At 69.4% G+C, this 22127-nt stretch carries 22 protein-coding genes and 1 pseudogene; 13 read left to right on the top strand and 10 right to left on the bottom strand.

The window, feature by feature from the left end; genetic code table 11:
• From RS83_RS18870 to RS83_RS00370, 3 genes and pseudogenes are all read left to right on the top strand, one after another.
• A pseudogene (locus RS83_RS18870) lies at positions 1-621 on the top strand (hypothetical protein); the annotation flags it as partial.
• 20 nt (positions 622-641) lie between these two features.
• Complete coding sequence (locus RS83_RS00375) at positions 642-1700, top strand: PLP-dependent cysteine synthase family protein (protein WP_045277513.1); 1059 nt, start codon at positions 642-644, stop codon at positions 1698-1700.
• Positions 1701-1819: 119 nt separating this feature from the next.
• Positions 1820-2335: a glycine cleavage system protein R gene (locus RS83_RS00370; protein WP_045277512.1), complete on the top strand. Its 516-nt coding sequence runs from the start codon at positions 1820-1822 to the stop codon at positions 2333-2335.
• Positions 2336-2509: 174 nt separating this feature from the next.
• On the opposite strand, the gene RS83_RS00365 is transcribed toward RS83_RS00370, so the two are convergent.
• Positions 2510-3205, bottom strand: coding sequence for a FadR/GntR family transcriptional regulator (locus RS83_RS00365; protein ID WP_045277511.1), 696 nt, complete (start codon positions 3203-3205; stop codon positions 2510-2512).
• A 163-nt stretch (positions 3206-3368) separates the two neighbouring features.
• Here RS83_RS00365 and RS83_RS00360 point away from each other — a divergent pair, with 163 nt between their 5' ends.
• Genes RS83_RS00360 through RS83_RS00345 form a run of 4 tightly spaced genes read left to right on the top strand, consistent with a single transcriptional unit; the run spans position 3369 to position 7825 of the window.
• A complete protein-coding gene (locus RS83_RS00360; protein ID WP_045277510.1) occupies positions 3369-4604 on the top strand; it encodes an aminotransferase class V-fold PLP-dependent enzyme in 1236 nt (411 codons plus the stop codon).
• A 57-nt stretch (positions 4605-4661) separates the two neighbouring features.
• A complete protein-coding gene (locus RS83_RS00355) occupies positions 4662-5972 on the top strand; it encodes an ABC transporter substrate-binding protein (protein WP_045277509.1) in 1311 nt (436 codons plus the stop codon).
• A 3-nt stretch (positions 5973-5975) separates the two neighbouring features.
• On the top strand, positions 5976-6923 hold the full coding sequence (locus RS83_RS00350) for a carbohydrate ABC transporter permease (protein ID WP_045277508.1): 948 nt from the start codon (positions 5976-5978) through the stop codon (positions 6921-6923).
• Complete coding sequence (locus RS83_RS00345) at positions 6920-7825, top strand: carbohydrate ABC transporter permease (RefSeq protein ID WP_197072027.1); 906 nt, start codon at positions 6920-6922, stop codon at positions 7823-7825. Before RS83_RS00350 ends, RS83_RS00345 begins: the two co-directional genes overlap by 4 nt.
• Before the next feature lie 131 nt (positions 7826-7956).
• Here RS83_RS00345 and RS83_RS00340 read toward each other — a convergent pair whose 3' ends face one another.
• From RS83_RS00340 to RS83_RS00330, 3 genes are all read right to left on the bottom strand, one after another.
• A complete protein-coding gene (locus RS83_RS00340; protein WP_045277507.1) occupies positions 7957-8970 on the bottom strand; it encodes an aldo/keto reductase family protein in 1014 nt (337 codons plus the stop codon).
• Positions 8971-9103: 133 nt separating this feature from the next.
• Entirely contained in the window at positions 9104-9619 is a 516-nt protein-coding gene (locus tag RS83_RS00335; protein ID WP_045277506.1) for a hypothetical protein, read from the bottom strand.
• Positions 9620-9628: 9 nt separating this feature from the next.
• A complete protein-coding gene (locus tag RS83_RS00330; RefSeq protein ID WP_231587693.1) occupies positions 9629-11128 on the bottom strand; it encodes a PLP-dependent aminotransferase family protein in 1500 nt (499 codons plus the stop codon).
• 19 nt (positions 11129-11147) lie between these two features.
• Here RS83_RS00330 and RS83_RS00325 point away from each other — a divergent pair, with 19 nt between their 5' ends.
• Positions 11148-11456 carry a hypothetical protein gene (locus RS83_RS00325; protein WP_045277505.1) on the top strand — a complete coding sequence of 103 codons (309 nt, stop codon included), beginning with the start codon at positions 11148-11150 and terminating at the stop codon, positions 11454-11456.
• A 116-nt stretch (positions 11457-11572) separates the two neighbouring features.
• Here the strand turns inward: RS83_RS00325 and RS83_RS00320 are convergent, their stop codons facing one another.
• Together RS83_RS00320 and RS83_RS00315 are read right to left on the bottom strand one after the other, a co-directional pair.
• Complete coding sequence (locus RS83_RS00320; RefSeq protein ID WP_045277504.1) at positions 11573-13249, bottom strand: DUF4407 domain-containing protein; 1677 nt, start codon at positions 13247-13249, stop codon at positions 11573-11575.
• 137 nt (positions 13250-13386) lie between these two features.
• Positions 13387-13953, bottom strand: a complete 567-nt coding sequence (locus RS83_RS00315) for a TetR/AcrR family transcriptional regulator (RefSeq protein ID WP_045277503.1) — start codon at positions 13951-13953, stop codon at positions 13387-13389.
• Positions 13954-14018: 65 nt separating this feature from the next.
• On the opposite strand from RS83_RS00315, the gene RS83_RS00310 reads away from it, so the two are divergent.
• Complete coding sequence (locus tag RS83_RS00310) at positions 14019-14612, top strand: NAD(P)H-dependent oxidoreductase (protein WP_045277502.1); 594 nt, start codon at positions 14019-14021, stop codon at positions 14610-14612.
• Positions 14613-14651: 39 nt separating this feature from the next.
• On the opposite strand, the gene RS83_RS00305 is transcribed toward RS83_RS00310, so the two are convergent.
• The 3 genes from RS83_RS00305 to RS83_RS00295 are packed head-to-tail and all read right to left on the bottom strand — an operon-like array spanning position 14652 to position 17385.
• Complete coding sequence (locus RS83_RS00305; RefSeq protein ID WP_045277501.1) at positions 14652-15719, bottom strand: alpha/beta fold hydrolase; 1068 nt, start codon at positions 15717-15719, stop codon at positions 14652-14654.
• On the bottom strand, positions 15716-16618 hold the full coding sequence (locus RS83_RS00300) for an alpha/beta fold hydrolase (RefSeq protein ID WP_197072026.1): 903 nt from the start codon (positions 16616-16618) through the stop codon (positions 15716-15718). Before RS83_RS00300 ends, RS83_RS00305 begins: the two co-directional genes overlap by 4 nt.
• Positions 16615-17385 (bottom strand): 3-hydroxybutyrate dehydrogenase, encoded by a 771-nt coding sequence (locus tag RS83_RS00295; protein ID WP_045277499.1) that lies wholly within the window; start codon positions 17383-17385, stop codon positions 16615-16617. Before RS83_RS00295 ends, RS83_RS00300 begins: the two co-directional genes overlap by 4 nt.
• Positions 17386-17477: 92 nt before the next feature.
• On the opposite strand from RS83_RS00295, the gene RS83_RS00290 reads away from it, so the two are divergent.
• On the top strand, positions 17478-18395 hold the full coding sequence (locus RS83_RS00290) for a LysR family transcriptional regulator (RefSeq protein WP_045277498.1): 918 nt from the start codon (positions 17478-17480) through the stop codon (positions 18393-18395).
• A gap of 50 nt (positions 18396-18445) precedes the next feature.
• On the opposite strand, the gene rlmN is transcribed toward RS83_RS00290, so the two are convergent.
• A complete protein-coding gene (gene rlmN / locus RS83_RS00285; protein ID WP_197072025.1) occupies positions 18446-19747 on the bottom strand; it encodes a 23S rRNA (adenine(2503)-C(2))-methyltransferase RlmN in 1302 nt (433 codons plus the stop codon).
• A gap of 92 nt (positions 19748-19839) precedes the next feature.
• On the opposite strand from rlmN, the gene RS83_RS18140 reads away from it, so the two are divergent.
• From RS83_RS18140 to RS83_RS00270, 3 genes are all read left to right on the top strand, one after another.
• Entirely contained in the window at positions 19840-20400 is a 561-nt protein-coding gene (locus tag RS83_RS18140) for a ribosomal protein L7/L12 (protein ID WP_052678707.1), read from the top strand.
• A 194-nt stretch (positions 20401-20594) separates the two neighbouring features.
• Positions 20595-21233 carry a bifunctional 4-hydroxy-2-oxoglutarate aldolase/2-dehydro-3-deoxy-phosphogluconate aldolase gene (locus RS83_RS00275; protein WP_045277497.1) on the top strand — a complete coding sequence of 213 codons (639 nt, stop codon included), beginning with the start codon at positions 20595-20597 and terminating at the stop codon, positions 21231-21233.
• A gap of 8 nt (positions 21234-21241) precedes the next feature.
• On the top strand, positions 21242-21991 hold the full coding sequence (locus RS83_RS00270) for a sulfite exporter TauE/SafE family protein (protein WP_045277515.1): 750 nt from the start codon (positions 21242-21244) through the stop codon (positions 21989-21991).
• Positions 21992-22127 lie beyond the last annotated feature (136 nt).

The raw sequence follows: 22127 nt of genomic DNA, 5'->3' as shown, positions 1-22127 counted from the left end.
GACCGGCCCTACGCCGCCGGCCCCTCTCCCGCGGGCCCGCCCGCCGCAACACCGTACCCGGCGGCCTCGTTCCCGGCACCCTCGTACCCCGCAGCCTCGTACCCCGGAGCCCAGCCCGCCCTGTCGAACCGCCGCGGCGTCGTGCTCGCGGCGGTCGGCGGAGCCGTCGTGCTCAGCACCATCGGCATCGTCGCCGTGGTCAGCCTCCTGCTCGGCGCCGGGCGCGGCACCCCGACGCCCGCGCAACCGACGTCGGTCGCCGAGGATCCGGGCGGCGCACCATCGGGCGTCGATTCCTCCGGCATCGCCGACCGCCTCGAGGCCAAGATGGACGAGTACAGGAGCTTGCGCGACAGCGGGGCGCTCTGGCAGCGCATCCCGGACAACGACTTCAACCGCACTGCGCTCTCGGCCTTCCTCTTCTTCCTCACCGATATGAAGGTCGCCACGATCTGGGGTGTCGACGCGGAGCAGGCGCAGGAGTACGACGAGCGGATGACGATGCTGGAAGAGCGGTTCCTCGCTCAGCAGCCGCTCGGCGACGACATCCGGATCACGTTGGAGAAGCAGGTCTTCACGTACGATGGCGAGACGGGCGAGGGCGGCTTCACGCCGAAGTAGGCGACCGTTACGCTCGAAGGATGAGCGACTGGACCAGCACTGCGATCGCCCTGCTGGAGGCCGACGCCAACCGCAGCGCCGACACGCACCTGCACCTGTTCCCGCTGCCGCCGGAGTGGGGCATCGATCTGTACCTGAAGGACGAGTCGGTGCATCCGACCGGCTCCCTCAAGCATCGCCTCGCGCGCTCGCTGCTGCTCTACGGACTCGTGAACGGCCGCATCCACGAGGGTTCCACGCTGGTCGAGTCGTCCAGCGGGTCGACCGCGGTGTCCGAGGCGTATTTCGCGCGGATGCTGGGACTCCCGTTCGTGACGGTCGTGCCCCGTTCCACGAGCCAGGAGAAGATCGACCTGATCGAGTTCTACGGCGGTCGCTGCCACTTCGTCGACCGCGCGGAGGACTTGTCGCCGGAGGCCCAGCGCCTGGCATCCGACTGCCACGGGCACTACCTCGACCAGTTCACCTTCGCCGAGCGCGCGACCGACTGGCGGGGCAACAACAACATCGCCGAGAGCGTGTTCAGTCAGCTGTCGCAGGAGCGGCATCCGATCCCCCGCTGGATCGTCGTGGGCGCTGGCACCGGCGGCACCAGCGCGACCTTCGGCCGCTACGTGAAGTACCGCCGCCACGAGACGCAGATCGCAGTCGTCGACCCGGAGGGCTCGGCCTTCTACGACGGCTGGGCCGGCACGGTGGACCCGCCGGCCGGACGCCCGAGTCGCATCGAGGGCATCGGACGCCCCCGTGTCGAGGCGTCGTTCGTGCCGACGGTGATCGACGAGATGATCCGAGTGCCGGATGCCGGGTCGGTCGCCGCGATCCGGATGCTGCGCGAACGAACCCTGCACCTGGCCGGCGGCTCGACCGGCACCAACCTGTACGGGGCGTTCCAACTGATCGCCCGCATGCGCGCCGCTGGTGAGACGGGCAGCGTGGTGACCCTCATCTGCGACAGCGGCATCCGCTACGCCGGCACCTACTACTCCGATGACTGGGTGGCAGCGCAGGGGTGGGATCTCACGCCGCATCGCGCGCGCCTCGACAACTTCCTCGACACCGGCGTCTGGACCGACTGACCCCAACCCTCGCCCCCCGTTGGGTCCCTGAGCCCACCCCCTGGGTCCCTGAGCCTGTCGAAGGGCCAGACGCTCCGACACCCCACCCCCCACCGGGGCCATCCGGCTACGCTGGCCGCATGACTACTCTGATCCTCACCGTTGCCGGAGCAGACCGACCTGGACTCGTCGCCGCGGTCGCCGATGTCGTGGATGCGAACGGCGGGAACTGGGAGAACAGCTCGCTCGCCGAGCTGGCAGGCACGTTCGCCGGGGTGATCGAGGTCTCGGTGCCGACCGAGCACGCGGCGACGCTCGAGAGTGCGCTTCGCGGGTTGCAGGGTCAGGGTCTCCTGACGCTCGCCGTGCTGACCGGTACGCCTGATGCGGAGGCCGATGAGGACCAGCTGCTCGAGATCCAGGTGCTCGGCAACGACCGCCCCGGCATCGTCCGCGAGGTCTCCACCGTGCTGAACGCGCACGCGCTGAGCATCGAGGAGCTGGCGACCGAGACCAGGGATGCCGCGATGGCCGGCGGCCGCCTGTTCGAGGCATCCGTCGTGGCGCGCGTGCCGGCATCCGTCGATCTGGAGACGCTGCGCACCGACCTCGAGCGCCTCGCCGCCGAGATCCAGGTCGACATCACGCTCGGCTGACCCCGCTCACCCCCTCCGCCGAGCCACCCCTTTACACGCCACCCGGCCCCTTTGCGCACGTGCGCAAGGGGCCGGTTCGCACACAAGGGGGTGGCTCGGCGGAGGGGGGTCGGCGGCAGGAGACTCGGCAGAAGGGGGTGGCTCAGCGCAAGGCGGCAGGAGGCGCAGGCTGGATCACGACGCGGGATGCTCGTCGTCGTCGGTGTAGCGGCGCACCCAGTACTCGGTGTAGGCCACGTGCGAGGAAGCGGCGGCACTCGCGGCGACCGGATCGGCAGCGGCGAGCCCACGAAGGATCGCGCGATGCCCGGCGTCGGAGTGCAGCTTGAGCTCGGCGGCGTCGCCGGCATCCGGGATGCGGTACGCCCTCGACCGCGATCGCAGCACGTCGATCAGGCTCGTGAGCGCGTCGTTGCCGGCCACGAGCGAGATCGTCATGTGGAACTCGTGGTCGAGTCGCGAGTGCAGTTCGAAGTCGTCGCTCGCCTCGATCTGGTCGAGCAGCTGATCGAGCCGTTCGATCGTCTCGAGGTCGATGCGCGCTGCGGCGAGCGCTGCGGCGTGCGGTTCGAGCACGCGGCGCAGTTCGGTGAGTTCGAGCACGCCGGCCATCGGCAGCAGTCCGACCGTGAGCGAGAGGCTGCCGATCAGGTCGGCCGCCCGCAACTCGCCGACGTAGCTGCCTGAGCCGTGCCGGGTCTCGAGCACGCCGAGTGCCGCCAGCATCCTGATCGCCTCACGCAGCGATCCGCGTGAGACGCCGAGCCGCTCGCACAGCTCGCCCTCGCTCGGCAGCCGGTCTCCGGGGCGCAGCGCTCCGTCGGCGATCAGCGTCCGCAGTCCGTGCAGCGCGGTGTCCAGTGCGCTCATCGTCATCCTCCCGGTCACGCCAACTCCCTTGTGAGTCTGTCGGATGGGGGGACTCCGACCAATTCGTATAACAACTAAGTCCGATTCTCGAATAATTGTGGCGATACGTGTACCCCTGTGGCAAAGTTGTGCAACAACTCGCAGGACACCTAGATGAGGACGCATGTCGGCACTCCCCTTCCCCGCACCACTCGCGCTGCACTCCTTCGCCAGGGCGCGGGACGCCTGGCCGCTGGACCCCGAGGTCATCCACCTCAACCACGGCTCTTTCGGCGCGGTCCCCACACCGGTCGTCGCACACCAGGAAACCCTGCGTCGCCGTGCCGATCTCAGCCCGGTCGAGTGGTTCCCCCGCATCGCCGAACGGGTACGCGAGGCCAGGGAGCGCACCGCCCCGTTCGTCGGCGCCCGGCCCGAGGACAGCGCCTTCGTGCCGAACGCCTCCGCCGCAGCGACCGTGGTCTACAACGCGCTGCGCCTCGACCGCGACGACGAGATCCTCGTCACCGATCAGGGCTACGGCGCGATCACGATGGGCGCGCAGCGCCTCGCCCGCCGCTTCGGTGCCCGGGTGCGGGCGGTCGAGCTTCCCCTCCTCTCCTCCGACGACGAGGTCGTGCAGCGGTTCAGCGATGCGATCACCCCGCGCACTCGGCTGATCGTGGTCGACCAGATCACCTCCCCCACGGCTCGCCTGCTGCCGACGGCACGCATCGCACAGCTCGCCGCCGAGCGCGGCGTGCGCACGCTCGTCGACGGCGCCCACGCTCCCGGCCTGATCCCGGAGGCCGCGGCCGTCGCCGGGGGCGACTGGTGGTTCGGCAACCTGCACAAGTGGCCCTGCGCTCCTCGCGGGTCAGCCCTGCTGGTCACGACCACGGCCGACCGCGACGAGCTTTGGCCGCTCATCGACTCCTGGGCGGCGAACGAGCCGTACCCCGAGCGCTTCGACACCCAGGGCACGATCGATGCGACCACCTACCTCAGCACCCCGGCCGCGATCGACTTCGTCGAGCACGAGATCGGCTGGCAGCAGACCCGCAAGGCCATGACGCTGATGGCGGATGCCGGTGCCGAGATCATCGCCGAGGGCTTCCGCCCCTACGACGACGCCGACCCGCTGACGCCGCTGCTCTCCCCGGTGCCGTCGATGCGACTCGTGCGTCTCCCGCTCGGACTCGGCGCCACGCGCGAAGAGGCGGACGAGCTGCGGATGCAGTTGCTCGACGAGACCGCGGTCGAGACCGCGTTCACCAGCTTCCGCGGCATCGGCTACTTCCGCCTCTCGGCGCACCTGTACACCGAGGCATCCGATTTCGAGGCGTTCGTCGAACGGTGCATCCCCTCGATCCTCCGTCGCGCCGGCATCCGATCCGCCGAGTCCGTCGTCATCCCCTGACCCGATTCCCACCCCGAACACCCACCACACTGATCACCCCACACTGAGAGGCACATCGTGAAGCACAAGATCTTGACGGCAGCTGCAGCATTCGGCACCGTCGCCGCACTCGCGCTGACCGGCTGCTCCACCGGCAGCGGTCCGTCCGCCGATGGCACCGTCACCCTGCAGATGGTCGAGAGCCTGACCAACCCCGCCCGCACCGAGCTCATCCGCGGACTCCTCGACGAGTTCGAGAAGGAGAACCCGAAGATCAAGGTCAACCTGGTCTCGCCGCCGACCGAGCAGGCCGACGCGAAGATCCAGCAGATGCTGCAATCCGGCAAGGGCGTCGACCTCCTCGAGGTCCGCGACATCACCGTCGGGCCGTTCGCGAACAACGGCTGGCTGTACGACCTCGGCCCCGACCTCGAGAAGTGGGACGGCTGGGATGCCCTGACCGACAACGCCAAGTCGGCCGGGGTCGCCGAGGACGGCAAGAGCTACTTCGTGCCGTACGGCTTCTACGGCCTGTCGCTGTTCTACCGCACCGACCTCGTCGCCGACGCCGGGTTCGACGGCCCGCCGCACAGCTGGAAGGACCTGCTCGAGCAGGCCAGCGCGATCCAGGACCCGTCGAACAACATCTACGGCTACGCCTTCCGCGGCGGCGCGAACGCGAACAGCAACGTGGTCGCCGCGATCGAGGCGTACACGATCGACGGTCTCGACGTCGACGACGCGTTCCTGATGAAGGACGGCTCGACGATCTTCGCCGCCCCCGAGGCGCAGGATGCCGTCGACGACTACTTCGACCTGTTCAAGAAGGCGTCTCCGCCCTCCGCCGTCTCGTGGGGCTACCCCGAGATGGTCGCCGGCTTCACGAACGGCACCACCGCGTTCCTGCTGCAGGACCCCGAGGTCATCGCCACCGTGCAGGACTCCTCGCTCACCGAAGACCAGTGGGACACCGCGCCCCTGCTCGTCGGCCCCTCGGGCAAGGCCGCGCAGCCGCTGGCCGTCGCAGGCTGGGGCGTCGCCGAGAAGAGCGAGAACAAGGAGGCGGCCGTGAAGCTGGTCGAGTTCCTGTCATCAGCCGAGCCCGCGACCGAGTTCGCCCAGGCGAACAGTCTGGTGCCGATCATCGCCTCCGCCGCGGACGACGACTTCTACTCGACCGGCCCCTGGACGAGCTACGTCACGATGACGGAAGACCCGGACACCTACGTCAACGTCCGCCAGCCGCGCGGCGTCAGCTGGTGGACCGAGTGGATCCAGAAGTCCGACCAGGACGTGCAGAACGTGCTGCTGGGCAACATGTCGACCAGCGACCTGCTGGCCTCGTGGGACACGTTCTGGACCGAGAAGTACGCAGCGGAACAGGGCTGATCCGTGGCATCCGCTCTTCGTGAGAGAGGCTCCGTCGGCACCGCCGGCGGGGCCTCCCCCGGCCCTCGTCGCCGACAGTTCCGCGGCCGTCACGCGCTGACGCTGCTGGCCTTCATGGCCCCGGCGATCGTGTTCGTGTGCTGGTTCACGTACTGGCCGATGCTGCAGGGCGCCAGGATGGCGTTCCACGACTGGAACCTCTGGGACCTCACCTCGACCCCGTTCGTCGGCTTCGACAACTTCGTCGCGGTGTTCCAGGACCCGGCGTTCCCGGTCGTCGCCTGGAACTCGGTGCTCTGGGTCGTCGGCTCGCTCGTGCCGCAGCTGGTGATCGGCTTCCTGATCGCGCTCGCGCTGCGCAAGCGGTTCCGCTTCCGCGGGCTCTACCAGGCGCTCGTGTTCTTCCCCTGGGCGGTGTCCGGATTCCTGATCGGGATGCTGTTCCGCTGGATGTTCAACGCCGAATTCGGCGTCGTGAACGACCTCCTCATGAAGGCGGGGCTCATCGACGCTCCGCTGCCGTGGCTCGCCGACCCGAAGCTGGCGATGTTCGCGGTGATCGTGGCGAACATCTGGTACGGCGTGACGTTCTTCGCGATCATGATCCTGGCGGCGCTGCAGTCCGTTCCGGACGAGATGCTCGAGGCCGCGAGCCTCGACGGCGCTGGCAAAGCCCGTCAGCTGTTCTCGATCATCATCCCGTACATCTCGGTGACGCTCCTGCTCACGGTCCTGTTGCGCGTGATCTGGATCTTCAACTTCCCGGACATCATCTACGCCATGACCAACGGTGGACCCGCGAACCAGACCCACATCATCACCACCTGGATGATCAACTACACGCAGCAGGGCAACTACGGCATCGCGAGTGCGATCGGCTTGATCGTCGTGGCGTTCCTGTTCGTGTTCTGCGCGTTCTACCTGATGGCGATGCGGAAGGCCCAGCGATGACCATCACCGGCACGACAGTCACCGAGACCAGGCGTCTCACCGTCCCCGATCTGGCGAAGGCCCCTCGACCGAAGCGCAGGGTGACGCCCGGTGGCGTCATCCGCGTCGTCGGCCTCGGGCTCTGGCTCGTGATCACGCTGTTCCCGCTGTACTGGATCGCGCTGACCTCGTTCAAGTCGCCCGGCACGATCAACAGGTTCCCGATCGAGTACTGGCCGAGTGAGCCGTCGTTCGAGAACTACATCAGCCTGTTCCAGCAGAGCTCCTTCGGGGTGTTCCTCGGCAACTCGGCGCTCGTCGCGATCGTCGCCGGAGCCGTGGCCACCCTGATCGCCCTGCTGAGCGCCTATGTGATCGCGCGCTTCGAGTTCCGCGGCAAGGGCGCGGTGCTGATCGCGTTCCTGCTGACGCAGATGATCCCGGCGTTCATCGCGCTCGGGCCGCTGTACTCGATGATGACCGACCTCGGTCTCGTCGACACCAAGCCCGGTCTGATCCTCGTCTACATCGCGGTCTGCATCCCGTTCTCGACCGTGATGCTGCGCGGGTTCTTCGAGAATGTGCCGGACGCGCTCGAAGAGGCCGCGATGATCGACGGATGCTCCAGGCTCGGCGCGCTGTTCCGGGTGCTGGTGCCGGTCATGACCCCCGGCATCATCGCGGCGTTCATCTTCAACTTCGTGAACTGCTGGAACGAGCTGTTCCTGTCGGTCGTGCTGATGAACACGGACGCCAACCGCACGGTGCCATCGGCGCTGAACGGCTTCATCTCGACGTTCAACATCGACTGGGGCTCCATGAGCGCCGCCGCAGTCCTGACGATCCTGCCGACGATGGCGATGTTCGCCCTCGCGAGCCGCTGGATCGTGCAGGGCCTCACCGCCGGCGCCGTGAAGGAGTAGCCCCCTCCCCCGCCGCCCGCTGCTCTGTCGAGCGGCCCCTTTCACGCCGAACCGGCCCCTTTCGCACGTGCGAAAGGGGCCGGTTCGGTTACAAGGGGGCCGCTCGGCAACGCGGAGCGAGCAGCGCGAGCTCAGACCAGGCGCGTCTTCGGCGAGGTCGTGTAGGTGTGCTCGGCGTCGCGGTTGACCGTGTCGCCCAGCGCCGTGTCGATCGCGGCCATGGTGTCGGCGTCGAGCTTCACGCCGGATGCCTTGACGGTGTCGGCGAGCTGCTCCGGTCGGGATGCTCCGACCAACGCGGCTGCGATGTTCGGGTTCTGCAGCACCCACGCGATCGCGAGCTGCGGCATCGTCAGGCCCGCTTCCTCCGCGATCGGCTTGAGTTTCTGCACGGCCGTCAGGATGTCGTCCTTCAGGAAGCTCTTGATGAAGTCGGAGCCGCTGTGCGGGTCGGTCGCGCGCGAGCCCTCCGGCACCGGCTGGCCGGGGAGGTACTTGCCGCTGAGCACGCCCTGAGCCATCGGCGACCAGACGATCTGCGAGATGCCGAGCTCCTCGGAGGCCGGCACGACCTTGCCCTCGATCACACGCCACAGCATGGAGTACTGCGGCTGGTTCGAGATGAGCTGCACCCCGACCTGCTTCGCGAGCGCGTGTCCTTCGCGGAGCTGCTCCGCGGTCCACTCCGAGACGCCGATGTAGAGCGCCTTGCCCTGACGGACCACGTCCGCGAACGCCTGGAACGTCTCCTCGAGCGGCGTCTCATAGTCGAAACGGTGCGCCTGGTAGAGGTCGACGTAGTCGGTGCCGAGGCGCTGCAGCGAGCCGTTGATCGACTCGAGGATGTGCTTGCGGCTCAGGCCGGTGTCGTTCGGGCCCTTCGGACCGGTCGGGAAGTAGACCTTCGTGAAGATCTCGAGCCCCTCGCGGCGCTGACCCTCGAGCGCCTTGCCGAGGATGACCTCGGCCGCCGTGTTGGCGTAGGTGTCCGCGGTGTCGAAGGTGGTGATGCCGGCGTGGAGCGCCGCGTGCACCGTCTTCACAGCGGCGTCGTCGCCGACCTGCGAGGCGTGCGTGACCCAGTTGCCGTAGGTGATCTCAGAGACCTTGAGACCGCTGTTGCCGAGATAGCGATAGTTGACCATGGTCCAACGCTACTGGCTCTCGGATGCCGAGAGGCCGGGTTCCGTGACCGGTCTCGGGCGCCGACATCCGGGTTCCGGTCGCAGTTCACGTCGCCCCGGCTCCCGCGAAGCGGCAGCAACTGCGACTGGAACGTCAGTCGGCAGCAGCAGCAGCAGCGGCAGCGGCAGCCTCGAGCCTGGCACGACGGATGCTGAGGACGCCGCCGACGACCACGGCGATCGCAGCAAGCGCGCTCACCGCGTACAGCGGACGGGCCCACGGCGAGGCGTCGGCACCGCTGATGCCGAAGGTGTCGGCGAGGCCCATCCCCGGCCCGAACGAGGCGACGAAGTAGCCGAGGGTGCCGAGCATCAGGAGCGCGAGCATCGACATCCCGGGGATGATCGGCGGGGCCTTCGTCACGATCGCGGCGAGGGCCACCCCGACGGCCATCACGACACCGATGCCCAGGACGAAGAAGACGCCTTCACCACCCAGGCCTTCCCCTGCACCGGACATCTGCGCCCTGATCTCGTCGAGGCTGAGTCCCGGTGCCGCGGCGAGCGGGTTCAGCACGAGGATCTGCACCGCGGCGAACGCGGCGTATGCGGTGACCGCGACGACGCCGGCGATCGAGACCCAGAGCGTGTGACGCGGCATCCGTTTCATCAGGTCATCCTAGGAACCGAGTCCGAGAGACTCCCGATATTCGCGCCAGGCGGCGCCGAGTCGACGGATGCCTTCGGCGAGCACGTCGTCTGGCGCGGTGAACGGGATGCGGATGTGGTCGTCGGGCGAGACGGATGCCGCGAAGGCGGCGCTCCCCGCGATCGAGACGCCGTGCGCTGCGGCGACCCTGGCGAGCGCCGCGGCCGACCCAGCGGGGAGCGCGACCCAGAGCGAGAGGCCGCCACGCGGCGCGGCAGCCTCCCAATCGGGCAGGTGCTCTGACAGCAGCGTCTGCAGCAGCCGGAGCCGCTGCTGGTGGATCCTGCTGTTCTCGCGCCGGAGGTCTTCGGCGCGGGCGATGAGGTCGAGCGCGATCAGCTGGCCAGGCACACTCGTGGACTGGTCGGCGAGCTGACGCGCTCCGCGCAGCCGACGCACCAGCACCGGATCGGCCCGCAGCCATCCGATCCGCAGCCCGGCCCAGGCCCACTTCGACACGGACTCCACGACGATCACCGGAGCATCCGGTCGCTCTGCCGCGAGCGTGGGCGGTGTGACGCCGTCGAAGGAGATGCCGGCGAGCACCCTGTCCTCGATGACCGGCACGCCGTACTGCGCCGCCAGCACGGCGACACGATGTCGCGCGTCAGCCGGCAGCCTGGTGCCTGTCGGGTTCTGGTGATGCGGGTTGAGGGCGATCAGCACCGGGCGCAGCCGTGCGATCGCGACCTCGAGCACATCGACGTCGATGCCGTCAGGACCCATCGGGATGCCGTGCACGGTGCCGCCGCGCAGGCCGACCGAGTCGGTCACACCTGGCCAGGTCACCTCCTCGGCCAGCACCACGTCGCCGGGGCCGACCAGCGCATTGACCACCAGGCTGATCGCCTGCTGCGCGCCGTGAGTCACCAGGATCTGCTCGGGCGTGGTCGGTGTGCCCTCGGCGCGGTACATGTCGGCGATGAGTTCGCGCAGCACCGGGAGGCCTGCCGGGTCGGTCTCGGGGAGCAGCGCGAGTTCGAGCCGCGGCTGATGGTCGCGGATCAGCTGCACGGCGAGGTCGGAGATCTGCGGCACCGTTCGCAGCAGGTCGATCGCGTTCGGCAGCGCGGAGAACAGGGCTTCGCCTCGGCCAGGACGCGACGCCGAGACCGATGGCGCCGGAGCACCGGCGACGCGGGTGCCGCTCCCCTGCCGCCGATCGACGAGCCCGCGCTCGGCGAGGTCGGCGTACGCGGCGACGACCGTGCCCCGCGAGACCGAGCTCGCGCCGGCGAGCGCACGCTCGGCCGGCAGTCGGTCGCCGGGGCGGAGCTCTCCTCCGGCGATCAGGTCGGCGATGCCCCGCGACAGCCGGGCGGCGAGCGTCCCGTCACCGTACGTCCACCGTCCGAGGCGGATGGAGAGACCGTCGGACGACACCTCACCCGACCGCACGAGCATGGTCGCGCCGTTCGTGGCCGATCCGTGGTCCACTGGCACGCTATTGGCCCTGTGATCGGTGCTCATGAGACATGATTCTGGACCAATGGACACGCTCACCGCCACCAGGACGTCGGATCATGGACCAATCGACACCGATTGGACCATCGATGACCTCATCCAGTGGCTCAGCGACGATGCCGGTCAGCACGACGAGGCGCTTCGGCGTCCGCTCGCCCGCATCGAGGCGCTGCTCACCGGCACAACGTGGTCGGGCACCCCGTCGACGGTCGCGCTGATCCGCTCGATCACCGACGCCGTCCGCCGTGATCCCGCGCTGCGACGCATCCGAATCGGCGAACTCGACCGGCAGGAGTCACCACGGATGCCGGAACGGATTCCTCAGCTCACCTGACGCGCCCGCTACTCCGGTGAGGAGTCGCGACGCGCCGCACCGCGAGCTCCGGGCACGGCGTGTCTTGACCCCTCACCGAAACCACAACCACACCCGCAACCGCACCGCGCGGCCGCTCAGACCGTCGTCGAACGAACCAGGTCTTCCTGCTCCTCCAGCGTCTGCGCCTGCGCACGCTTCTCGGCCAGCTCGCGCTCCTGCGCTTCGGCCGCCTCACGGCGCTCCGCGCGGGTCTGCGGCTCGCCGGAACCGGCATCCGCCTGCATCCCCTGGGATTGCGAGGTGACGATGGCGGCCCGATCACGGAAGCCCTCAGCCGTCACCCGATCGAGATCGACCTGCTTGCGGATCGCCGCGGCCTTCTCGTAGAGGCTCGGCTCGCCGTAGCTGGTGAGGACCTTCACGAGCACCGGCAGCAGCTCGATCATGAAGAACAGCGCCGCGATCAGGATGTGCGCCCACAGGATCGTCGGCTCCTTCTCGCTCAGGCGGTTCAGTCCGCTGATCTGGCTGAGCAGCCCGATGGCCCCGGCGTTGCCCTGCGCGACGGCATCCGCCCTCGCGTTGTACGCGGCGAGCGCCTGGTCGTAGGTGTCGCGCGCGCCGGCGAGCTGCGACTGCGCCTGCTCGCGGTTCTGCGCCTCCGAGGTCGAGGTGTTCTCCTTCGCGGCGGTGCCAGCTGCTGCGAGCTCCTCGTTCGCGGTGCGCAGCTGCGCGGCCAGGGCGTCGTAGGTCTGCTGGGCTTCGGCGAGCTGGGCCTTGGCGGCATCCGAGCTCGCGCCCTCGCCGTTCACGCCGGTGCAACCCGGCACGGTGCCTGCACCTTCGCCGGTGAGCTCGCACTGGTACAGCGCACGAGCCTGATCGATCACGCCCTGCTGGGCGGTCATCTTCGCGGTCACGTCGTCGACGGTCGCCTGTGCGGCGGACTCGGATGCCGATGCGGAGTCGGTGCCTGCGACGATGCCGGTCGCGGCCTGGTTCTCGAGTGCGGCGACGCGGGCGGATGCCGCATCGAGCGCGATCTTCTCGGGACCCGACTCGAGCGCCTCCTGGTCGGACTGCGACTGGGTGATGTTCGTCGACGCGACCTCGCGGGCGATGTCGTTGTTGAAGATCTGCAGCACGAGCGGCTCGGCGACCACGAAGCCGATGATCGCGGCCATGATGACTCGCGGGATCGCGAGTCCGATGAGCCGCCAGACGTTCTTGGTCGACGCCATGGTCGACGTGAGGAACCGGTCGAGGTTGAAGATGATGAGCGCCCACACGAGCGCGAGCGGCACAGCCAGCCAGACGGCGGCCTGCACGCCCGTGGTCAGTGCGAAGAGCATCGAGATCGCCGAGACGAGCGCGGTGCCGGCGAGCACGAAGAACATCTGCACGAAGCGCGGGGTCTCGTTGGGCACGCGGTCGAGGATCTCGCCTTCGGCACCTCCGAGGATCGCGAGCGTCCTGGCGCGCGAGCCCGGCGTGCGCGGCCTGCGAACACGCGGTTTCCTGCGAGGCTTCCGCCCGCTGGGCCCCTGAGCCTCCCCACTGGTTCCCTGAGCCGCCCCGCTGGGTCCCTCAGCCGCCCCGCTGGGTCCCTGAGCCTGTCGAAGGGCGGGGTCCCCCTCCGGGGTCGCGTCGGACGGCTCGGAGACGGGGGTCTCGCCGGTCGTGTCTGCGGCGCCGGTCGGCTCGAACTCACGCAGGAAGTCGAGGTCATCCGTGTCGGCGTTCGGGTCGCCGTCGATGATGATCCGACCCTGCGAGTCGAAGCGACCCGGTCGGTGGGCGGAGTAGGGCATCAGACCAATGTAGGGAAGAGTCCCTGTGCGTCGGTTGGAAGACTCCTTTGAGCGGCTCTCAGCTTTCCGCAGTTCCGGTCGCAGAACAGCGGCGATCCCGGTCGGATTCCAGGCCGGATCGCAGCCCGAGTCGCGGGTCAGGCGAGCAGCCGGTCCACGGTCGCGGTGTGGGCGGCGAAGGCATCATCGATCGTGAAGTGACCGGCGGCCGCGAGCGTGCCGAGTCCGTGGATCAGTCCCCACAACGCGACGACATCAGCCGGGCGATCAAGGCCGGCGGCCACCGCGGCGGCGGCGAGCACCTGCTCGAGTCCGTCGATCAGCGGGGCCATGGTCGCGGTCGGTGATCCGGGGACGCAGACGGTCGGGTCGTAGACGGCATCGAAGGCGTGCGGATGCTCGACGGCGAAGCGGATGTAGGCGAAGCCGCCTGCGATGACCTGCTCACGCGGTGTTCCGGCATCCGCCACCGCGGCGCGCACCCTGGCGAGCAGATCGGCCATGCTCCGCTCGGCGAGCACCTTGAGGAGCCCCAGCCGATCGGCGAAGTGGTGGTACGGGGCGTTGTGGCTGACGTTCGCTGCGCGGGCCACCTCGCGCAGGCTGATGTCGGCCGCCGGCATCCGCTCGAGCAGCTGCATCGCGGCATCCTCGAGGGCCCTGGCGAGATCGCCGTGGTGGTAGCCGTCCTTCGAACTTGACATGCGCAACATCCTCTCCTATCTTGACAGTGTCCACCTACTTGACACTGTCCAGATTGGAACCGCACATGTCCGCTCTCGTGATCGACGGCCACCCCGACGCCCGCTCCCTGACCGCCGCACTCGCGCAGCGCTACGCCGACGGCCATGGCGACGCTCGCGTGCTGGCCCTGCGCGACCTCGACTTCGACCCGAGCCTGCGATACGGCTACCGCGAGCGGATGACGCTCGAGCCCGACCTGATCGACGCGAAGGCCGCACTGCAGACCGCCGACACCGTGGTCATCGCCACACCGCTGTGGTGGGGGTCGGTGCCCGCCCTGCTCAAGGGCTTCTTCGACCGCGCGCTGCTGCCGCAGCAGGAGTACCGCTACACGAAGCACGGCCTGGTCGACGGACTCGTGCCAGCACGCCAGGGTCGCCTGCTGCTGCTCGCAGACACGCCCTGGTACTTCGTGCCGTTCACAGGACTCCCCGCCCAGACCCACGTCGCCCGCGGCACGATGCGCTTCTGCGGTATCGACTCGGTACGCACGCACCGCATGCTCGGCGTGAAGGATGCCTCGCCGGCCACGATCACCCGCTGGCTCGACCGCGCAGAGCGCCTGGGCGCGAACGACGCCCGCGTCTCCGCGCGGCGACCGGCGCTCGTCACCGCATAGCCCCGACCGCCGAGGCGCCCCGCAGCCCCGAGGTGCGCCTCAGACCCCGAGGTGCGCGGCGAGCTCCCGGTCGAAGGTCTCCGCCTCGTCCAGGTGCGGGGCGTGGCCCGCCTCCGCAAGCGACACCTCGCGATACGCACCACCCGCGGCGGCGTAGCGATCCAGCACCGCTCGAGTCTGCGTGACCATCGGCTGCGGTGGCGCGACCTCGGCACCCGGCCACCCTGGAATCACGCCGAGCAGCCCGAGCTGGTTGAGGTCGAAGAATGAGGCATCCGACACGATCGCGTCCTTCTCGCCGCGGATCCAGAGGATCGGGGGCTTCACCGCCAGGTCGACGATGCCGGAGACATCGAGGTGCTGCGGCGCCATCGTGTTCAGCACACCTCTGCTGCCGGCCGCGAAGCCGGGCCAGGTGTCCGATGCCACCCCATCTCCCGGGTAGTTGTCGAGTCCGGTCTTCGTGGTGAGCATCGATGCGATCCAGGCATCCTCGTTCGCCGCCTGCAGCTCCGGCTTCGCGACATACGCCGTGCGGTAGACGGAGCGCGGCGAGGTCTGGTCCTCGGCAGTGGTGTCGCCGCCCTCGAGTCTGGCCACGAAATCGGGGTTCGCTCCGCCGCCGCCGGTTCCCGCGCCGTCGGCGTCGTTGCGCGTGCCGTCCGGACCATGCGTGCCGCCGAACCCGTACGGCGAGACGGGCGACTCGAGCGTGAGCGACAGCACGCGCTCAGGTGCATCGAGCGCGACCTGCAGCACGACGCCGCCACCCATGCTCCAGCCGACGAGGTGCACCGCGTCGAGGCCGAGGGCGTCGAGCACCGCGCGCACGTCGTCGGCGAAGTCGCGCAGACCCCGCGTCGCATCCACCGGCTTGGTCTCGCTGTCGCCGAACCCGCGCAGATCGATCGCCAGGGCGCGCACGCCGGCCGGCAGCGCGAGCATCGTCGGCTGGAAGAAGAGCGACGACGAGACGTTGCCGTGCACGAACACCACGGTCGCCTCGGGTGCCGATGGGTCGGACGCCGGTCGCTCCAGGACGTTCGCGGTGTATCGCTCGGTCTCGACACGACTGGCGTCGATTCCGTCGAAGAGGGCAGTGGTCATGGCGACTCCTTCGTCGTGGGTTCGGATGCAGGTGCAGCACTGGATGCGGATGCCGCCGCGGCGACGCGCGCAGCGCCCCGGTGGGCGAACAGGATCGTGTAGTGGTTCACGTCGTCGACCTCGATGACCTCGAGCTGCGGCACGAGATCGCGGAACGCGTCGAGCGCGCCGGCGGCGTAGAGCGGATCGGCGTCGGTCAGTCCGCGCGGGGCGCGCAGCACCGTGACCGGCATCCGCAATGCACGCAGCGCCTCGACGTACCAGGCCGGACCGTAGAGCTCGGCGCCGTCTTCCAGCATCGCGGCGACGACCGTCGAGGCGCGCCGATGCGGCGGCTCTCCGTCGAGGTCGTACCGCGCGTAGTCCTCGACGGCCGTCGACCAGTCGTCACGGAACGCCGGATGCGCTCGCCAGAAGTCGAGGTACGCATCGTCGTCGGCGAAGTCCATCGACAGCCGCTGCGCCGCCGGGCCCAGCAGTGCCGCGACGTCGAGGTCGTCGATGCCGACAGCGGTCGCCGGGAGCGCGAGCGGGAATCCGCCGTCGACCAGCACCAGACGCTCGACGAGATCCGGCCGCGCAGCGGCGAGGGCGACCGTCACGAACGCTCCCATCGAGTGCCCCAGCACGGTGCGTGCACCGCCGCCGTCGGCATCGAGCAGCGCCGCGAGGTCGGCCGCGTGCCGACGCAGACCGTACGGCCCGGGCATCCGGTTGCTTCGTCCTCGGCCGCGGAGATCCGGCGCGATGATGCGCAGCGCCCCGAGGTGGGCGGCGACCGTGTTCCACGAGCGTCCGTTCGCCGTGATGCCGTGCACGGCCAACACCGCAGGGCCATCCGACGTCGGGCCGAAGGTCGTCACAGCGAGCGCCTCCGACGCGGCCGGTGGCGTGCTCATCGCGCGCTCCATCCGCCGTCCATGGCGTAGGAGGCGCCGGTGACCGATGCGGCGGTCGGGCCGCAGAGCCAGAGCGCGAGGTCGGCCACCTCGGCCGGTTCCAGCAGTCGTTTGATCGCCGACTCGACGAGCATGACCTTCTCGATCACCTCGGATTCGGGGATGCCGTGCACCCGGGCCTGGTCGGCGATCTGCTTCTCGACGAGCGGCGTGCGCACGTACCCGGGATTGAGGCAGTTGCTCGTCACGCCGTGGGGCGCGCCTTCGAGTGCCGTGACCTTCGAGAGCCCCTCGAGCGCGTGCTTCGCGGTCACGTAGGCGGATTTGTACTCGCTCGCACGGATGCCGTGCACCGAGCTGATGTTGACGATGCGGCCCCAGCCGCGCTCGTACATGCCGGGAAGCACGGCGCGGGTGAGCAGGAAGGGCGCGGTGACCATGATGTCGAGCATGCGCCGGAACGTCGACGGATCGAAGTCGACGATGGGCGCGACCGTCTGGATGCCGGCATTGTTCACGAGGATGTCGGCGTCGAACGCCCGGTCGGCGAGCGCGTCGAGGTCGCCGAGGTCGATCACGAGCACCTCGCCCCCGACCTCGGCGGCGACCCGTTCGGCACCGACGGCATCGCGGTCGGCGACGAGCACATGGGCTCCGGCATCCGCGAGGGCGACGGAGCACGCGGCACCGATCCCGCTGGCCGCGCCCGTCACGAGCGCGGTTCGGCCCTTCAGATCGGTACCGCGTGCGGCCCCCAGCCGTGTCATCGGGTGTGCGTCCGCTCCGTTGCCATGCCTGCACAGTAGTTCAGTTCTCAGCACAGCCACCAGGGGCGCGGATATGCAAAACTGCAGATGTGATGGCGCATTTCCCCACACCGCCGTTGAGCGCGGATGATCTGCTGGTGCTCCTCGCGGTCGCCCGCAGCGGCCGCTACACGGCCGCGGGTGAGCACCTCGGCCTGAACCACACGACGATCGCGCGCCGCATCGCCGCGCTCGAGGCTCAGCTCGGCGGTCGAGTCCTCACCAGGGAGGAAGGCGTCTGGGAGCTGACGCCACTCGGCACCCGCGCGCTGACCGCGGCGGAAGACGTCGAGCGAGCGCTGGGCGGTCTCGACACTCACGACGATGCGCGAGTGGAAGGTCTCATCCGTCTGTCCGCGACCGACGGGTTCAGCGGCTTCGTGGCGGCACCGGCGATGGCGGCGCTGCAGCAGCGGCATCCGGACGTTCGACTCGAGATCATCACCGGCACTCGGCAGGCCTCCCAGCAACGGGCCGGCGCCGATCTCGAGGTCGTGGTCGGCCGACCGCAGGTGCGTCGCGCACGCGCAGTGCACCTCGCCGACTACGCACTCGGCCTGTACGCGAGCAAGGACTATCTGCGCCGCCACCCCACGCCGCGCACCGTCGAGGATCTCGCGGGCGCGCCGCTCGTCTACTTCATCGAGTCGATGCTGCACGTCGACTCGCTCGACGACGCGCGTCGCGCGGTTCCGGGGATGACGGATGCCGTCGCCAGCACGAACGTGTACGTGCATGTGGATGCGACGCGTGGTGGAGCGGGCTTCGGCCTGCTGCCGGCGTTCCTGGCCGACGCGCACGACGATCTGGTGCGCGTGCTCCCCGGCATCGTCGAGGAGCGCCTGCCATATTGGTTGGTCGCGCGGCCAGAGGCGTTGCGTCAGCCTGCCGTGAGTGCGTTCCTCGACGCGCTGCAGGAGCGCCTCACCCTGGTCCGCCCGCAGCTCCTCGGTGCCCCTCGCGTCCCCTGACCCCCTTGGGTCCCTGAGCCCGTCGAAGGGCCCCGACCCCCGCCGACGGCTCAGGCCATCGCGGCGGAGGCCGCCTCGTCCTCGGTCGTGGCGACCAACTGCCCACAGGCGCCGTCGATCTCCTTGCCGCGGGTGTCGCGGAGGGTCGTCGGGATGCCGGCGTCGTTCAGGCGGCGCACGAACTCGTCGGTGACGTCCTTCTCCGACGAGGTCCAGATGGAGCCCGGCGTCGGGTTCAGCGGGATCGGGTTCACGTGCACCCAGCCGCGGCCGCGCTGGTTGAGCTTCTCCGCCAGCAGGTCTGCGCGCCAGCCGTGGTCGTTCATGTCCTTGATCAGCGCGTATTCGATCGAGACTCGGCGACCGGTCTTGGCGTAGTAGTCGTAGGCGGCGTCGAGGGCCTCGTCGACCTTCCAGCGGGAGTTCACCGGGATGAGCTCGTCACGCAGGTGGTCGTCCGGCGCGTGCAGCGACAGGGCGAAGGTGACGGGGATGCCCTCATCGGCGAGCTTCTTGATCGCAGGCACCAGGCCGACGGTCGAGACGGTGATGCCGCGGGCGCTCATGCCGAGGCCGTCTGGCTGCGGAGCGACCATGCTGCGCACCGCATCCATGACGCGCTTGTAGTTGGCGAGCGGCTCACCCATGCCCATGAACACGATGTTGGAGACGCGCTCCATGCTGTGGTCGTCGGCCTTCTTTCCGCCGAGGCCGCCGTCGGCGATCAGCCGGTTGGCGCGCACGATCTGCTCGACGATCTCAGCGGTGGACATGTTGCGGGTCAGTCCCGCCTGGCCGGTCGCGCAGAACGGGCAGTTCATGCCGCAGCCGGCCTGGCTCGACACGCACAGGGTGATGCGGCCGGGGTAGCGCATGAGCACGGACTCGACGAGCGCGCCGTCGTGCAGACGCCACAGGAACTTGATCGTGTCACCGCGGTCGGTCTCGAGCCGGCGCACCTCGGTGAGCAGCGGCGGCAGGAGCCCGGCGACGAGCTGCTCCCTGGTCTCGGCCGGAAGGTCCGTCATCTCGGCGGGGTCCGACGTGTAGTGGCGGAAGTAGTGCGTCGACAGCTGCTTGGCGCGGAACCCGGGCAGGCCGAGCTCCTTGACCTTCTCGGTGCGCTCCGCCGGGGTGAGGTCGGCGAGGTGCACTGGCGGCTTGCCGCGCTTGGGGCTGGCGAACTGCAGGAGCGGACGCCCTTCGGCATCCTTCTGCTGGGTCCATCCCTCGGTCGCCGGGCGCACCTGCGCAGGCTTCGTCGAACGGATCTTGCCCTGGGCCGGTCGACCCTGCGGGGCGGACGCGGATGCTGCGGGGCGCGTCTCGCGCGTGCGGGGAGAATCGGTCATGCTTACCAGGGTACGCGGTGGTGGGTGGGAAGGCCTGGAGTGGCGGCCCGGAACCCCTGGGGCGAGCGACATCGCGTCCGTAGACTGGGCGGATGGACACCATCGTCTGGATCATCATCGCCCTCGTCGTGTTGATCGCGGCGGTGCTGATCCTCCGGGCCGCGTTCCGCGGCATGCGCCCTCAGGCTCCTGAGGCCCAGACATACACGCCCACTCCCGCGGCGCCGCGCTCGGCTCCGGCATCCGCTGCTCCGACCACGCTGTCCGGCCTCACGCCGTCCGCGACTGCCGAGATCGACCGGCGCGTGGCCGCCGGGCAGAAGATCCACGCGATCAAGCTGCTCCGCGACAGCACGGGCCTGGGACTGAAGGAGGCGAAGGACCGCATCGATCACTGGTCGGTCAGCACGACGGCGCCCCACCTCGCAGCGGTGTCGAACGCGACGGCCGCCTACTCGTCGATCAGCCCATCCGCCGCGACCCCGGAATCGGTTCGTGCCGCTCTGCCGAAGAACGTCGCGGCCGACATCGATCGGCTCGTCGTCGGCAACCAGCAGATCCATGCGATCAAGATCGTCCGCGAGCAGACCGGTCTCGGTCTCAAGGAGTCGAAGCACGTCATCGACGGCTGGGTTCCGCGCTCCGCCCGCTGAGCCCAGCTGGGTCGCTGAGCCTGTCGAAGCGCCCCACCCCGCTCACCCACCTGGGTCGCTGAGCCTGTCGAAGCGCCCCACCCCGCTCACCCACCTGGGTCGCTGAGCCTGTCGAAGCGCCCCACGACCCGCCGAACTTGTCATTACAGGTCACGGTCGGGGAGAATGGACACCACCCCCGAGCAAGGAGCCCCATGTCTGACCGTCTCGACCGCGCCCGCACGACCGGAATCCTCGCCGTGCTGCGCGCACCGTCGCCCGAGCTGGCTCTCGAGGCATCCGAGGCGATCATCCGCGGCGGTGTCACCGGCATCGAGGTCACGTTCTCCACTCCGGATGCCCCGGCCGTCATCCGCGAGCTCATCGCCCGCCACGGCGACGCCGCCTACATCGGCGCAGGGACCGTCACGACGGCAGAGCAGGCAGCGGATGCCGCGGATGCCGGCGCCGAGTTCCTGGTCAGCCCAGGCACGCTCCCCCACCTCACGCGCACCATGCTCGACACCGGACGCGTCGTGATGACCGGCGCCATGACGCCGACCGAGGTCATGGGCGCGCTCGAGCTCGGCGTCGACGTGGTCAAGATCTTCCCGGCATCGCTCGGCGGCCCCTCGTACCTCGGCGCGCTGCGCGGTCCGTTCCCGACGGCTCCGCTCATGCCGACGGGCGGCGTGAGCCCGGACAACCTCGCCGCCTGGTTCGCAGCCGGCGCTGTCGCGGTCGGCGCGGGCGGAGACCTCGCGAACGGCGCATCGATCGCGGCATCCGATTGGGCCGACATCGAGCAGCGCGCGGCGCGGTTCGCGGCCTCGCTCGCCGCAGCGAAGGCCTGACCGACTCGGTGATCGCCCTCGATCCGCTGGCTTGGGCGGCGCTCGCGCTCGCGGCTGTCACGATCGGCATCTCGAAGACCGCGCTGCCCGGCGGCAGCATCCTGGCCATCGCGCTGTTCGCGACCGTGCTTCCGGCCCGCACGTCGACCGCAGCGATGCTGCTGCTCCTGATCGTCGGCGACGTGTTCGCGCTGATCGCCTATCGTCGTCACGCGCACTGGCCGACGCTGCTCCGCCTCGCGCCAGCCGTGGTCGCCGGCCTGCTCGCGGGGTTCGCGTTCCTCGCGCTCGCTGGTGACGGCATCGTGCGGCGTGCGATCGGCGTCATCCTGCTCGCGATGATCGCCGTGACGCTGTGGCGGCGATGGCGACAGAACCGTGCGGATGCCGCGGCGCCCGCTCCCGGCGGCATCCTGCTCTCCGGGGTCTACGGCACGCTCGGCGGATTCACCACGATGGTCGCGAACGCGGGCGGCCCCGTCATGTCGATGTACTTCCTCGCGACCCGCACCCAGGTGCAGGTCTTCCTCGGCACCTCGGCGTGGTTCTTCGCGATCATCAACCTCGTCAAGCTGCCGTTCCTCGCGAGCCTCGGACTCTTCGAGGGGCACGTGCTGCTGATGGATGCCGTGCTCGCACCGCTCGTCGTGGTCGGCGCGCTCACCGGCATCCGTCTCGCCCGTCGCATGGATCAGCGCCTGTTCGACCGCATCGTGATCGCGCTCACGATCGCCGGCGCCGTGTACCTGCTGTTCTGACCCCGCTCTGCCCCTCCCCTTTCCCCCCTGACCACTGAAGCTGAGGGGTCAATACACGCCGCAGCGCGAGCCCTCGGCGCGGCGTGTATTGACCCCTCAGCTTCAGTGGTCAGGGGGGAAAGGGGAGGGGCAGAGC

Origin of the sequence: Microbacterium oxydans, assembly GCF_000956525.1 — a bacterium.
Classification (GTDB): Bacteria; Actinomycetota; Actinomycetes; order Actinomycetales; family Microbacteriaceae; genus Microbacterium; species Microbacterium oxydans_A.
This window is presented reverse-complemented; position numbering and strand designations above follow the sequence as displayed.

Coding starts and splice junctions, on each gene's coding strand:
- RS83_RS00345 (WP_197072027.1), top strand. CDS start 6,920: ATGACCATCACCGGCACGACAGTCACCGAGACCAGGCGTCTCACCGTC.
- RS83_RS00290 (WP_045277498.1), top strand. CDS start 17,478: ATGGCGCATTTCCCCACACCGCCGTTGAGCGCGGATGATCTGCTGGTG.
- RS83_RS00295 (WP_045277499.1), bottom strand. CDS start 17,385: ATGACACGGCTGGGGGCCGCACGCGGTACCGATCTGAAGGGCCGAACC.
- RS83_RS00310 (WP_045277502.1), top strand. CDS start 14,019: ATGTCCGCTCTCGTGATCGACGGCCACCCCGACGCCCGCTCCCTGACC.
- RS83_RS00325 (WP_045277505.1), top strand. CDS start 11,148: ATGGACACGCTCACCGCCACCAGGACGTCGGATCATGGACCAATCGAC.
- RS83_RS00305 (WP_045277501.1), bottom strand. CDS start 15,719: ATGACCACTGCCCTCTTCGACGGAATCGACGCCAGTCGTGTCGAGACC.
- RS83_RS00300 (WP_197072026.1), bottom strand. CDS start 16,618: ATGAGCACGCCACCGGCCGCGTCGGAGGCGCTCGCTGTGACGACCTTC.
- RS83_RS00315 (WP_045277503.1), bottom strand. CDS start 13,953: ATGTCAAGTTCGAAGGACGGCTACCACCACGGCGATCTCGCCAGGGCC.
- RS83_RS00365 (WP_045277511.1), bottom strand. CDS start 3,205: ATGAGCGCACTGGACACCGCGCTGCACGGACTGCGGACGCTGATCGCC.
- RS83_RS00320 (WP_045277504.1), bottom strand. CDS start 13,249: ATGCCCTACTCCGCCCACCGACCGGGTCGCTTCGACTCGCAGGGTCGG.
- RS83_RS00370 (WP_045277512.1), top strand. CDS start 1,820: ATGACTACTCTGATCCTCACCGTTGCCGGAGCAGACCGACCTGGACTC.
- RS83_RS00330 (WP_231587693.1), bottom strand. CDS start 11,128: ATGAGCACCGATCACAGGGCCAATAGCGTGCCAGTGGACCACGGATCG.
- RS83_RS00340 (WP_045277507.1), bottom strand. CDS start 8,970: ATGGTCAACTATCGCTATCTCGGCAACAGCGGTCTCAAGGTCTCTGAG.
- rlmN (WP_197072025.1), bottom strand. CDS start 19,747: ATGACCGATTCTCCCCGCACGCGCGAGACGCGCCCCGCAGCATCCGCG.
- RS83_RS00335 (WP_045277506.1), bottom strand. CDS start 9,619: ATGAAACGGATGCCGCGTCACACGCTCTGGGTCTCGATCGCCGGCGTC.
- RS83_RS00360 (WP_045277510.1), top strand. CDS start 3,369: ATGTCGGCACTCCCCTTCCCCGCACCACTCGCGCTGCACTCCTTCGCC.
- RS83_RS00275 (WP_045277497.1), top strand. CDS start 20,595: ATGTCTGACCGTCTCGACCGCGCCCGCACGACCGGAATCCTCGCCGTG.
- RS83_RS18140 (WP_052678707.1), top strand. CDS start 19,840: ATGGACACCATCGTCTGGATCATCATCGCCCTCGTCGTGTTGATCGCG.
- RS83_RS00375 (WP_045277513.1), top strand. CDS start 642: ATGAGCGACTGGACCAGCACTGCGATCGCCCTGCTGGAGGCCGACGCC.